The following is a 12,735-nucleotide window of genomic DNA, read 5'->3' as shown; positions in this document are numbered from 1 at the left end:
TGACAAACACCGGCCTTCCCTATACACTCAAGTATTTAATAGCTATAGTAGACTATGGAGATATGAATATTTAAAAGGATGAATGAAATGTCTATAATTAAAAACGATACAATTATTAGAGCTTATCAAGGACAAGAAACGGACTTTACTCCTGCTTGGTTTATGCGACAAGCTGGAAGGTCCCAACCAGAATATCGTGCGTTGAAAGAAAAATATTCACTATTTGAAATTACACACCAACCAGAATTATGTGCTTATGTTACTCGTTTACCAGTAGAGAATTACGGAACGGATGCCGCTATTCTATATAAAGATATTATGTCGCCATTACCATATATCGGTGTGGATGTAGAAATTAAAAGTGGCATTGGACCTGTAATTCACAATCCAATAAGAAATCTACAAGACGTAGAAAAACTTGGAGAAATTAATCCCGCCACAGATGTACCTTACGTACTAGATACGATCCGATTATTGACGGAAGAGCAATTGGAAGTTCCTTTAATTGGTTTTAGTGGTGCACCATTTACATTAGCGAGCTATATGATAGAAGGTGGCCCTTCAAAAAATTACTCTAAGACAAAAGCATTGATGTATAAAGAGCCTGAAACTTGGTTTGCATTAATGGATAAGTTAAGTGACATGATTATTAGTTATGTAGACGCTCAAGTAGAGGCAGGAGCTAAAGCGATACAAATATTTGATTCTTGGGTTGGATCGTTAAATGCAGAAGATTATCGTGTGTTTATTAAACCAGTAATGACGAGGATTTTTTCTGAATTAAGACGACATGAAGTGCCTCTAATTACATTTGGAGTAGGTGCAAGACATTTACTTATGGAATGGAATGATCTGCCAGTGGATGTAATTGGCTTAGATTGGAGAACCTCTATTAATGAGGCGCGTGAGATGGGAGTAACCAAAGTTGTTCAAGGAAATTTGGATCCAGCTATTTTATTAGCAGATTGGCAAACAATTGAGCAGCGTACGAAGCAAATTTTAGATCAAGGTATGAATTCAGGTAAATATGTGTTCAATCTTGGTCACGGAGTAACGCCTGATATAGAACCAGCTACTTTAAAAAAATTAACTGAGTTGGTTCATAACTATAGTAAAAAGAAGTAAATTATTAAAGAGGTGTATGTAACATGGAAAAGAAAAAAGTTGGATTATTAGTAATGGCATATGGAACTCCATACAAAGAGGAGGATATTGAACCGTACTATACACATATTCGCCATGGTCGAAAACCTGAACCAGAAGCGTTACAAGATTTAAAAGAACGTTATGAAGCAATTGGGGGAATTTCTCCATTAGCAAAAATTACAGAAGAACAAACGAAAGCACTTGAAAAAAAACTGAATGAAAATCAAGATGAGTATGAATTTAAAGCATACATTGGGTTAAAACATATCCATCCATTTATTGAAGATACTGTAGAAGAAATGGCAAAGGACGGTATTAAAGAAGCCATTTCACTTGTATTAGCGCCACATTATTCTACATTTAGTGTGAAATCATATAATAAGCGTGCAAGTGAAACGGCTGAAAAGTATGGCATCCAATTAGACTCTGTAGAAGACTGGTATACAGAACCAGGATTTATAAAATTTTGGGCAGAAGGAATCAAAGCGAGTTATGCAGAAATGACAGAAGATGAACGAAAAAATTCTGTGTTAATTGTATCTGCACATAGTCTTCCTGAAAAAATTCTTAAAAATGGTGATCCATACAAGGATCAATTAGAAGAAACTGCAAAATTAATCGCGGAGGAAGCTGATGTAAAAAATTATGCAGTAGGATGGCAAAGTGAAGGTAACACACCAGATCCTTGGCTTGGTCCAGATGTACAAGACTTAACAAGAGAACTTTATGAAACTGAAGGGTATAAAGCCTTTATTTATACGCCAGTCGGATTCGTAGCTGATCATTTGGAAGTTCTTTATGATAATGACTATGAATGTAAAGTGGTATGTGATGAAATTGGTGCAAGCTATTATCGCCCAGAAATGCCAAATGTTCATCCCCAGTTCATTGAGACGTTAGCAAATGTTGTAATGAAAAAAGCAAAGAGTGAAGTAAGATGACCACAAACAAGAAGGTTGTCATTGTGGGCGGCGGAATAACAGGATTATCCGCTGCCTACTATCTTCACAAAGAAAAACAACAACAAGAAATTCCAATGGATATCACTTTAGTAGAAGCGACGGACAGAGTTGGGGGAAGAATTCATACAGTAAAACGTGATGGTTTTACAATTGAAAAGGGACCAGATTCACTACTATCTAGAAAGCCTGCTGCAATGGAATTGGTAGAGTCATTGGACATTCAAAGTAAAGTTGTAAGAAATACCACCGGACAGTCGTATATTTTAGTAAAAAACAAATTACATAAAATGCCAAAAGGGGCCTATATGGGGGTTCCAAAAGAAATAAAACCTTTACTAAATTCAAAAGTGATAACAGCACGAGGGAAGTTACGAGCATTAATGGATATAGTGATGCCGAAATCAAAAGTTACTGAAGATCAGTCCTTAGGGAGTTTTATGCGACGCAGGTTTGGTGATGAGCTAGTTGACAACCAAATTGATCCATTATTATCGGGAATACATTCTGGAGATATTGATCAAATGAGTTTACAAGCAATCTATCCAATTTTTGAACGCATGGAACGAGAGTATGGTAGTGTTATGAAAGGTTTACAGCAAATCATGCCGGCCTCAAAAAAGAAAAAAACTTCCAAACAACCATCCGTTGGTATGTTTTTCTCTTTTGAAGATGGTTTACAGACGCTTGTGGATGTGTTAAGAAATCATTTAAATGGTATTATTCAATATAATCGAGCTGTCGATCATATTGAAAAGAAGGAAGATGGATATCATTTACTGCTAAACAATGGAGAGGTTCTTTTTGCTGATATCATCATTATGACTGCTCCTCATACGAAAGTTCCAGAGATGTTAAGTAAACACGAGCCGATGAAACAGTTGAACAATATTCCTGCTACATCGACAGCCAACGTTGTTTTAGCATTTGATGCAAAACAGATTAAGCGTGATTTAGATGGAACAGGATTTTTAGTCACAAGAAACAGTGATTATCGTATCACTGCTTGCACATGGACACATCGTAAGTGGGCGAATACGGCACCAGATGGAAAAGCTTTATTTCGTTGCTATGTAGGTAAACCAGATGATCAAGATATTGTCAAACTAACAGATGAAGAGATTACTGCAATTGTTTTGAAAGATTTAAATAAAGTTATGAAAATAAAGGGGAATCCTTTATTTCATGAGGTTACAAGATTCGAAAATGCTCGCCCGCAGTATCATGTAGGACATCTTGATATTGTTCATGAAGTTCGTAGTTATGTTGAAAACAATTTACCTGGATTTATTTTAACAGGGAGTTCTTATGATGGAACAGGTATTCCAGATTGCATTGAGCATGGAAAAAATAGTGCGCAACAAGTATTGAATCGAATCAATAATACAGTTTAATATATTGTAAGACACTGGAAGGTAAAAACCGCTTAAGTCTATCCTAACTTCTTATCTTTAGTTAGTACGAACTTTTTTGATGAAATACTTTTTTCAGTGTCTTTTTATATCTAATTTAATGGCTCTAAAATAATTGTTGGGGTAAGTGGAAAATTTAATTAATTAAAAACACTCCTGTGGGAGGAAGGCTTAGGTGAGACCCCGGATTGCGTAGCAACCGGAGGCTCATCAGCCGCTTTAGGATAAGCGCAGTATATTTCTTAAGCGGGTTTTCAAATAACCATTCATTCGGATTTCTCTTTTTATTAAATACTTTTGTGTCATCCCCAACATTTGACATAGAGTCAATTTAATTTTCAAGCTTCTAGTATATATGAAGCTTAAGAAAAATGAGGATGGGAATGCGTTGTTTTATTTAAATGTTAATGAAGACATGATTTTATCGACTTTTGAAAGAAAACATGCAACTGAATTATATGTATTAATCGAAAGAAACCGAGAGCATTTAAGTAAATGGTTATCGTTTGCTGTGTACACAAATAACATTGAGGATACGATAGCGTTTATTGATAAGTCACAGAAAAGGTACATTGACAATAATGGATTCTGGGCGGGAATTTGGTATAAACAACAATTAGTCGGTGCGATTGGATATTTATATATCGATTGGAAAGCGAATAAAACAGAAATAGGTTATTGGCTAGCGGAAGAATTTCAAGGCAAAGGTTGTATTACAATTGCTACACAACAATTGTTAAACTATGCTTTTAAAACATTAAAGTTAAATAAAGTAGAAATTAACGTGGCTAAGAAGAATGTAAAAAGCTTACAAATACCAAAACGATTAGGCTTTGTAGAAGAAGGGGTTATTCGTGATTATGAATATTTACAGGGTAGGTATCATGATCGAATAGTCCATGGATTACTGCGAAAAGAGTGGGAAAACCAAAAATAAGTATAATTGAGTATTTCATAATTGCCGAATTTTTGCAAAACGCATAGTTCGTAAGAGTATAAATATTAATGTTTGGATTAGAGGAAATACTTGGCTTTGATTGGAATGGAAGACGGCGAGGCTGAAAATCCACTAGGAAAAGGGTTTTTCTTTTCCTAGTTAGTTGAAGCCGTGCCTGCGGAAAGCGCCGTCTGTAATGGAAATCAAACAACGCTTCATCCGGTTTTTACACTAAATATATTAATTATGAAATTGAATCAATAAAAAAATCGATCTATCATAGATTTTTGGCATTATGATAGATCGATTTTAATTAATTATTATTCTTTTTATTCATAGCTGTCAATGAGTTGGTCAATAAGTGACCCAACGTAATCAACTGCAATTTGAATATTTTCAGGTTTTGACATATCGATTCCAGCATCTTTAATTAAGTCCAGAGGTTTTTTAGTACCACCTGATTTTAATACATTCAACCAACTATCTACAGCCGGTTGACCATCTTCCTTAATACGTTTTGCCACTGCAGTAGACACCGTCAGACCGGCAGAATACGTATATGGATATAATCCCATATAGTAATGAGGTTGACGCATCCAGGTAAGTCCAGCACCTTCGTCAAATACGACTGTATCTCCCCAGAAATTTTCAAGTGCTTCTCGTTTTTCTTTACATAGTCTATCCGCAGTTAATGGTACACCTTCTTCTGCAAGTTGATACACTCTTCGTTGGAATTCCCCTTCTAATAAATGGGTGATAAAATTATGATAATAAGTTCCTAATAGTTGCGTAATAATCCATCGTTTCATATGAGGATCATCCTGATGTTGATTCATTAAATGTTCTGCTAATAATAATTCATTTAAGGTTGAAGGTGCTTCTACAAAATAAGTAGAAGGACGGGTATTCAACAATGTTTGGTGTTTGCCTGCTAAATAGAAATGCCCTGCATGCCCTAATTCATGTGCAAGAATAAATGTACTTCTCATATTATCGGACCAAGTCACCATAATATACGGATGCGTCCCATATGGACTAGAACAAAATGCGCCATTTGCTTTTCCTACGTTGTCAGAACGATCAATCCATCGATTATTAATTCCTTGTTTTATAATTTCAATGTACTCTGGCCCCATGACTTTTAAAGCTTCTAAAATCGTATTTGTTCCCTCTTTATAAGTTGTTTTAGGATTGAAGTCTGGATCTAGTGGTGCTTTTAAATCACAATAACGTAATTCATCAACCCCGAGTTTTTCTTTCAATAACTTCGCATAGCGACGCATATGTGGAGCTAATCCTTTTTGGATCACATTTAACTGATTTTCATACATTTTTTTTGATACTTCCTGTGAAGAAAGAAGCATATCTGTTACCGAATTATAATTTCTTAACTTAGCTGTTTTCACTTGTTTTGTTACTTCTGTTGCATATGTAGTCGCATAGGTGTTTTTATATTGCTGAAACGTCTTCTTATATGATTCATAAGCATTTCTACGAGCGACCGTATCTTCACTATACTCATAGTTCTCTTCATACAATGCCTCTGACATTGGTAATTCTTCACCATGTTTATTTAAAATTGAATCAAATTGCATATCTGATGCTTTACTTATACTGAAGATATTTCTAGGTGCTTCAAATAATTCACCGAATACAGCCAATGCTTCCTCCACTTCTGGGGAAAGTTTGTGCGGTTTCTCTTCTAAAATATCATCTAACCATTTACGATAATTTTCTAATTCTGGTTGTTCGTTGATAAAGGCATCAATGTCTTTATTCGTTAGATTAAGTATTTCAGAATCTATAAATGCAAGTTTTGATTCAATATTGGCTAATGCTGAAGATGCTTTCGATGATGCACTCTGATTAACCGGATCAGTTCCATCTGCACTAGTTAATAATGAGGTATAAACAATGACATGGATTACACGTTGTTCAAATGCCTCGAGCTCTTGAATTGCATGTAAAAGTGTTTGCGCATCTTTTGTTAGTTTTCCTTTGTAATTCGTAACTAAACCAATATCTTCCTGAATAGACTGAAGCTCGTTTTCCCAATCAGAAAACGTAGGGAATAAATCGCTTAAACTCCATGTTTCTTCCGTTGGTACTTCGGTACGTAATAAACGAGATGTGCTCGTTGTTGTCATGAATATCCCTCTTTCCATTTAAAATAATTATTTCGTAACTCAAAATAATTATAATATAAATAAAAAAAGAATAATAGATTTTCCACAGAAAAAAAGCAACTATATTATTATAGTTGCTGGGAAGGAATTTCAATTACATTGCGAATATAACATTTGGTATACTATTTACCGAGCAGGATGATCACATTCATCACATATGTTACCGTAACAATCTGCTTTTTCAATGATCATATCCTGACCACATTGAACACATTTTTTCTTTGGTAGGTTTCTAAAGAATTCGACAATTCCAATCATGATGAAGCCTCCTTAAATTGAATGTTCATTTCTTATAAAGTATTGTATTATAACAGTATTCAAAAGTCAATACTGTGTTACAACAAATGAATAAATTTTTTGAAAGGGTGCTGGAGAATGAAATTAACGGTTATCGGATGTTGGGGTGGATATCCCGCTGCAAATGGAGCGACCTCCTCGTATCTACTTCAATCTGGGGATTTTCGTCTGTTAATTGATATAGGTAGTGGTGTCTTATCTAAACTACAAAAATATACTGATATAGAACAGATTGATGCAGTGATACTCTCACATTACCATCATGATCATGTGGCAGATATTGGCGTGTTCCAATATGCTAAATTAATTGATTTCTATGTAAATGGTAATGACCGTGTAGTACCGATATATGGTCATACGGCGGACGAAGAAGGATTTGCAAAATTAACTCATACGTATTCAAAAGGAATAGAATATAATCCAGAAAATAAGTTAATGATCGGTCCTTTTGAAATCAACTTTATACAAACGTATCATCCTGTACCTTGTTATGGTATGCGAATTACAGATGGAAAAGAATCAATTGTATATACTGCTGATAGTGGTTTTATGAAAGAATGGACGGAATTTGCTGATAGATGTGACTTATTTATAACAGATTGTAACTATTTTGCTGGACAAGACGGTTCCAAACCTGGACATATGAATAGTGAGCAAGTTGGAATGATAGCAAGAGATGCTCATGTAAACAAACTGCTTTTAAGTCATCTACCTCAGTTTGGAAATTTACAACAATTGAAAAAGGAAGCAGAACGCTTTTATCAAGGTCCAATAGAGATTGCAAGAGAAGGTTGGACGTGGTCTGGGAATTAAGGTCTATTTCTTTTGATTACGTGAGAGGATTGTTTTACAATAAAAGAAAGCATATAAATATGTGAAATATGGGAGGATGTACAATGAAATTTATTGATAATAAAGGCATTACTGATCCACGAATTAACTTAGCCATTGAAGAATACATCTTAGAAAACTTTGGTGAAAAAGATACATATCTTCTATTTTATGTGAATAGCCCGTCCATTATTATTGGTCGTAATCAGAATACCATCGAAGAAATAAATACGGATTATGTAGATGAAAAGGGTATAAAAGTTGTTCGCCGCTTATCAGGTGGTGGAGCAGTTTACCATGATGAACAAAATCTTAATTTTAGTTTTATTACGAAAGATGATGGCAATAGCTTTCAGAACTTCGCGAAGTTCACACAGCCTGTTGTAGATGCATTAAACAAAGTTGGAGTACCAGCGGAACTACAGGGGAGAAATGACTTAGCAGCAGGCGGACGTAAGATTTCTGGTAATGCCATGTTCTCTACAAGAGGACGTATGTTTAGCCATGGAACATTGATGTTAGATTCTGAACTAGAAGAGTTAACAAAAGCACTAAAGGTGAAGAAGATTAAAATTGAATCAAAAGGGATTAAATCGATTCGTAGCCGTGTAGCTAATATTGCAGAATTCCTCGATGAAAAAATTACAATGGAACAATTTAAAGAATTAATATTAACACATGTTTTTGATGTAGAAGATGTAAACGATGTACCACAGTATGTATTAACAGATGAAGATTGGGAGAAAATCCATAAAATATCGGAAAATCGTTACCAAAAATGGGAATGGAACTATGGAAAATCACCTTCGTTTAACTTCCAAGAATCACAAAAATTTCAAGGTGGACTCGTTGATGTTCGCTTAGATGTTAAAAAAGGTATAATCGAAAACTGTAAGGTATACGGTGACTTCTTTGGAATAGGTTTAATCCATGAATTAGAAGATCAATTAATTGGTATCCGTCATAATCGTCAAGCGATTGAAGAAGCTTTAAAGGATGTTGATGTGTCCCACTATCTAGGTAGAATTACAAAAGAAGAATTCATTTCTCTGCTTTATTAAGGTAGGATAACTTTTGTATATGAATTTTAATAGATATAATAAAAATCCCGAGTTATATAACTACTACAAGGTTATAACTCGGTTTTTTTTATCTGGTACTTGAAAGCTATGAAGGTGGTCAAAAAAGGCTGATGAATATACAGTGAGGCAAGAGTAAAATCCGATTGAATGAAGTTTCACTTTATAAAGATAAATTATGTTTAAGGAGGAATAGCTATGGAGCTTAATAAAATTTTGAATTTCCATTATGGTATAAAGCCAATAAAAACAGTGGCTTTAAACGGTGGCTGGGCAGCACTAGCTTATAAAATATCAGATAGTAATAATGCTTATTTTTTAAAAGTGTATGAAAAGTCTAGATCTTCAACTTCAAAACTTACTGCTTTCATTAACCAATATGCTACGATCTTGGTGTGGTTAGATAATCAAACAAAATTGAATGGGAAAATACCCCTACCAATATCTACGTTTGAAGGGGATTATAAATGTGAAGATGATTGTAATGTGTACTTACTTTATACATATATTGATGGAGGTACAGTTGGAAGTAACAATTTGTCTGAAAAACAAATTCAAGAGTTAGCAGAAATTATATCTACACTTCATTCTTATGGAAGTAATCAGATTCCATTTTCAACTAACTTGATGGTGGAGGACTTTGAATTACCTTTTTTAAATGACTTTGAAATAGTATTACAGAAAAAACTAGAAGAATTCCCGCAGATTATCAAAGAATCAATTACGACGTATGGACAAACATTAGTTAATCGAATAGAAACTATTAAAAATTTATCAAATCAATTAAAGTCCAGTAATCTTGATTTTTCTCTTTGTCACACTGACTTACACAATTGGAATTTAATGCAAACAGATAGACTTATATTAATTGATTGGGAAGGATTAAAGTTAGCACCAGTAGAAGCGGATATCATGTTTTTAATAGATAAACCATATTTTGATAAATTCATAAGTACTTACCATAAGATCCATAAAAGATATGTTATTAATGATGATGCTTTAAAATTTTATCGTTATCGGCGTAATTTAGAAGATATATGGGAATTCATAGAACAGTTGTTATATGAGGATATAAGTAATGATCAACAAGTAGAAATATTAAATTATATAAATGAATTAGTGAGAGAATTTGATCTGGAATAATGTATCAGTAGAGATAATAGGAACGACCTTCATTAAAATGTTAGCGCTTTCTATTGAAAACTAAATTCATATAATTTATAATTATTTTAAAATGACTGAAAAGATATGAAATTACGATCAGCGTAATTCTATTTTTTCACATTTTAATGAATGAGTATTCATTCATGAAAGGGGAGTTTACATTGAATATAACGGATAAGTTAGCACTAACTGCTAGGGAGAATCCAACAAAAACTGCATATATTTTTACGGATAAGGAAACCACCTATGGTGAGTTAGAGGGTATGGTTCAAAAGTTTGCAGATGGTCTCCAGAAATTAGGATTCAGACAAGGAGATCATATCGCATTAGTATTAGGGAATAGTCCATATTATGTGATTGGATTGCATGGGGCATTAAGGTTAGGATTAACGGTAATTCCAATGAATCCATTATATACACCTACTGAAATGGCTTTTATGTTAAAAGATGGTGATGTTAAAGGAATTATTACAATGGATATTCTTATTGATAAATTTATTCCTATTGTAGATGATCTACTTGCGCTTGAATATATTATTAATTGTGAAAGTGGAAAAGAAGTTCCAGAATCTATAAAAAAAGACCATCTGCCAACAAATATATTACGTTTCCAAGAAGTAATTACTAATGGTCAATTTCCTTTTAATGGCCCAAAATTAGTTGGAGAAGATTTAGCTGTTATCTTGTATACCTCGGGTACTACAGGAAAACCAAAAGGAGCAATGCTTACGCACAAAAATCTGTACTCTAACGCACAAGATGTCGCAAATTATTTACATATTAATCAAGATGACCGTGTAATTGCTGCCTTGCCAATGTTTCACGTTTTTTGTTTGACTGTATCATTAAATGCGCCATTATTAAATGGAGGTACAATCATTATTTTACCTCAGTTCTCGCCAACAGAAGTATTTCGTGTAGCTAGTGCTTATCAAGCTACAGTATTTGCTGGCGTTCCAACAATGTATAATTACTTACTACAGAGTGTGAAAGGTAATGTGGATAGTTTTTCTTCTTTACGCTTATGTATTTCTGGAGGTGCAGCTATGCCAGTATCTTTACTAGAATCATTCGAGCAAGCTTTTAATGTAAAGGTATCTGAAGGCTATGGTTTATCAGAGGCTGCTCCAGTAACATGTTTTAATCCTTTAGATCGTCCGAGAAAAGCAGGTTCTATAGGACAAAACATTGTTAATGTTATAAACAAAGTGGTTGATGAAATAGGGAATGAATTGCCACCAGGTGAAGTAGGTGAATTAGTAGTTCAAGGGCCAAATGTGATGAAAGGTTATTATAAAATGGAAGAAGAAACTGCTGCAGCAATACGAGATGGTTGGCTCTATACAGGGGACATGGCAAGAATGGATGAAGATGGATATTTTTATATTGTTGATCGTAAAAAAGATATGATTTTAGTTGGCGGTTATAATGTTTATCCTAGGGAAGTAGAAGAAGTGTTCTATTCTCATCCTTCTGTTGTGGAAGTTGCCGTAATTGGTGTCCCAGATCCGCAAACAGGTGAAGCAGTTATAGCATATGTCGTTGTCGATAATTCGGATGTGAAAGAGATAGATTTAATTGAGTTTAGTAAACAACATTTAGCAAAATATAAAGTTCCTCAATCTATTTCTTTTCTTGAAGAACTTCCGAAAAATACGACAGGAAAAATATTACGGAAGAGTCTTAAAGATCAAGTTACAAATTCATAGTATAGTTCCTTACGAAGTTGAAAATTGGCATTTATTATCAACTTCGTTTTCTTTTTAACTATTTATTCTAAAAATTATGTAAAAATATATCATTTTTACTAATAGTATGTTATATTAGGTATTAAGTCACTATAATTGGTAAGGGAGGTTAATAAATGAAGAAACAGCAATATCTAGAAATCACGCCATTTACATTGGCGATCGTATCGGAGCAAGATGAAAATGGAAGATATATTGCAAAAGTATTAGAAGAGGAGGCGGAATATGTTTTGGAAGCGAAACCTACCAATGTCATTGATTATGCTTGCAAGTATTTCGGGGCTAGTTTGAAAGGGCGTCAAGAGGGAACAAGAGAAATTAGTGGAATAACACATAAAGCACCAATAACAATTGATCCTGCAAGTGGAATGTATTTCTTCCCAACAAAGTCTCCTAATAATGCTAACTGTTCTTGGATCGCACATAGTCATATTAAAGAAGTGCGTAGAGAAAAAGAGGGAAAAACAAGTGTACTATTTAAAAATGGTTCGAAAATTTCACTTGATATTTCCCATGGCTCTTTAATCAATCAACTACAACGTACCGCGCAAATAAGATTTCTTTTAGACGATCGAATTAAACGTTGGAGGAAGCCCCCTCATTCTGAAGACGATAAAGACTCTTAAACATTAACTCCATTAGAATATTTTCAACTTTTTTACGAATAGCTGGGTTAAAATAACTTTTCTTTTCTTCTTTTCCTTGGCATATGAATAAAAAGTTTGAAAAAGAATCATCTTTTGTTAATGGAAGAACCGATAATTGATTTATTTTCATTGTGCGAATGATTTGTTTTCGTTCCCGGACAGCTTCCATCTCCATTTCGGATAACATCTGAAGATATATCTCCTTAATTTTAAATGGTCCTTCATCATGATATTTTATATCTTGTCGAATTACAATAATCGCCATAGATATAAATAAATACCTTGAAGCTATTTTGGTATTTTCCTCAGTGATATAACGCATGCATTCA

12 protein-coding genes are annotated in these 12,735 nt (G+C 34.0%); 9 read left to right on the top strand and 3 right to left on the bottom strand.

All coding sequences use genetic code 11. The features are described 5' to 3' along the window. Nucleotides 1–87: 87 nt before the first annotated feature. The 4 genes from hemE (at nt 88) to ABC346_RS16745 (ending at nt 4,454) form a co-directional block, all read left to right on the top strand. A complete protein-coding gene (gene hemE, locus ABC346_RS16760; RefSeq protein WP_413235937.1) occupies nt 88–1,125 on the top strand; it encodes a uroporphyrinogen decarboxylase in 1,038 nt (345 codons plus the stop codon). A 23-nt stretch (nt 1,126–1,148) separates the two neighbouring features. Then, nucleotides 1,149–2,087: a ferrochelatase gene (gene hemH, locus ABC346_RS16755; protein WP_413235936.1), complete on the top strand. Its 939-nt coding sequence runs from the start codon at nt 1,149–1,151 to the stop codon at nt 2,085–2,087. Next, complete coding sequence (gene hemY / locus ABC346_RS16750; protein ID WP_413235935.1) at nt 2,084–3,499, top strand: protoporphyrinogen oxidase; 1,416 nt, start codon at nt 2,084–2,086, stop codon at nt 3,497–3,499. The genes hemH and hemY overlap by 4 nt, the downstream gene beginning before the upstream one ends. A gap of 406 nt (nt 3,500–3,905) precedes the next feature. Next, complete coding sequence (locus ABC346_RS16745) at nt 3,906–4,454, top strand: GNAT family N-acetyltransferase (RefSeq protein ID WP_413235934.1); 549 nt, start codon at nt 3,906–3,908, stop codon at nt 4,452–4,454. 329 nt (nt 4,455–4,783) lie between these two features. Here ABC346_RS16745 and pepF read toward each other — a convergent pair whose 3' ends face one another. Together pepF and yhfH are read right to left on the bottom strand one after the other, a co-directional pair. Further along, nucleotides 4,784–6,601, bottom strand: coding sequence for an oligoendopeptidase F (gene pepF, locus ABC346_RS16740; protein WP_413235933.1), 1,818 nt, complete (start codon nt 6,599–6,601; stop codon nt 4,784–4,786). A 165-nt stretch (nt 6,602–6,766) separates the two neighbouring features. Then, nucleotides 6,767–6,898 carry a protein YhfH gene (gene yhfH, locus ABC346_RS16735; RefSeq protein WP_017796304.1) on the bottom strand — a complete coding sequence of 44 codons (132 nt, stop codon included), beginning with the start codon at nt 6,896–6,898 and terminating at the stop codon, nt 6,767–6,769. Nucleotides 6,899–7,015: 117 nt separating this feature from the next. On the opposite strand from yhfH, the gene ABC346_RS16730 reads away from it, so the two are divergent. The 5 genes from ABC346_RS16730 to ABC346_RS16710 all read left to right on the top strand — a co-directional run bounded on the left by ABC346_RS16730 (nt 7,016) and on the right by ABC346_RS16710 (nt 12,385). Then, nucleotides 7,016–7,750: an MBL fold metallo-hydrolase gene (locus ABC346_RS16730; RefSeq protein ID WP_413235932.1), complete on the top strand. Its 735-nt coding sequence runs from the start codon at nt 7,016–7,018 to the stop codon at nt 7,748–7,750. A gap of 83 nt (nt 7,751–7,833) precedes the next feature. Beyond that, the gene (gene lplA, locus ABC346_RS16725) at nt 7,834–8,829 is read left to right on the top strand and encodes a lipoate--protein ligase (RefSeq protein WP_413235931.1); all 996 of its coding nucleotides are present in this window, start codon (nt 7,834–7,836) and stop codon (nt 8,827–8,829) included. A gap of 216 nt (nt 8,830–9,045) precedes the next feature. Continuing rightward, nucleotides 9,046–9,990, top strand: a complete 945-nt coding sequence (locus ABC346_RS16720) for an aminoglycoside phosphotransferase family protein (RefSeq protein ID WP_413235930.1) — start codon at nt 9,046–9,048, stop codon at nt 9,988–9,990. Nucleotides 9,991–10,172: 182 nt separating this feature from the next. Then, on the top strand, nt 10,173–11,720 hold the full coding sequence (locus ABC346_RS16715) for a fatty acid--CoA ligase family protein (protein ID WP_413235929.1): 1,548 nt from the start codon (nt 10,173–10,175) through the stop codon (nt 11,718–11,720). 155 nt (nt 11,721–11,875) lie between these two features. Next, on the top strand, nt 11,876–12,385 hold the full coding sequence (locus tag ABC346_RS16710) for a competence protein ComK (protein WP_413235928.1): 510 nt from the start codon (nt 11,876–11,878) through the stop codon (nt 12,383–12,385). Here ABC346_RS16710 and ABC346_RS16705 read toward each other — a convergent pair. Then, nucleotides 12,336–12,728, bottom strand: a complete 393-nt coding sequence (locus ABC346_RS16705) for a YhjD family protein (RefSeq protein WP_413235927.1) — start codon at nt 12,726–12,728, stop codon at nt 12,336–12,338. The two genes, ABC346_RS16710 and ABC346_RS16705, sit on opposite strands and share 50 nt — an antisense overlap. Nucleotides 12,729–12,735: the final 7 nt, after the last annotated feature.

The organism is Oceanobacillus phoenicis (genome assembly GCF_047238145.1).
Taxonomy (GTDB): domain Bacteria; phylum Bacillota; class Bacilli; order Bacillales; family Amphibacillaceae; genus Oceanobacillus.
Note: the sequence above shows the minus strand (reverse complement) of the source record. Positions and strands in the feature narration are given on the sequence as shown.

Excerpts from the sequence above, each read along its gene's own strand:
- hemY (WP_413235935.1), top strand. The coding sequence starts at position 2,084 with ATGACCACAAACAAGAAGGTTGTCATTGTGGGCGGCGGAATAACAGGA.
- ABC346_RS16705 (WP_413235927.1), bottom strand. The coding sequence starts at position 12,728 with ATGCGTTATATCACTGAGGAAAATACCAAAATAGCTTCAAGGTATTTA.
- ABC346_RS16710 (WP_413235928.1), top strand. The coding sequence starts at position 11,876 with ATGAAGAAACAGCAATATCTAGAAATCACGCCATTTACATTGGCGATC.
- ABC346_RS16720 (WP_413235930.1), top strand. The coding sequence starts at position 9,046 with ATGGAGCTTAATAAAATTTTGAATTTCCATTATGGTATAAAGCCAATA.
- hemH (WP_413235936.1), top strand. The coding sequence starts at position 1,149 with ATGGAAAAGAAAAAAGTTGGATTATTAGTAATGGCATATGGAACTCCA.
- yhfH (WP_017796304.1), bottom strand. The coding sequence starts at position 6,898 with ATGATTGGAATTGTCGAATTCTTTAGAAACCTACCAAAGAAAAAATGT.
- ABC346_RS16730 (WP_413235932.1), top strand. The coding sequence starts at position 7,016 with ATGAAATTAACGGTTATCGGATGTTGGGGTGGATATCCCGCTGCAAAT.
- lplA (WP_413235931.1), top strand. The coding sequence starts at position 7,834 with ATGAAATTTATTGATAATAAAGGCATTACTGATCCACGAATTAACTTA.
- hemE (WP_413235937.1), top strand. The coding sequence starts at position 88 with ATGTCTATAATTAAAAACGATACAATTATTAGAGCTTATCAAGGACAA.
- pepF (WP_413235933.1), bottom strand. The coding sequence starts at position 6,601 with ATGACAACAACGAGCACATCTCGTTTATTACGTACCGAAGTACCAACG.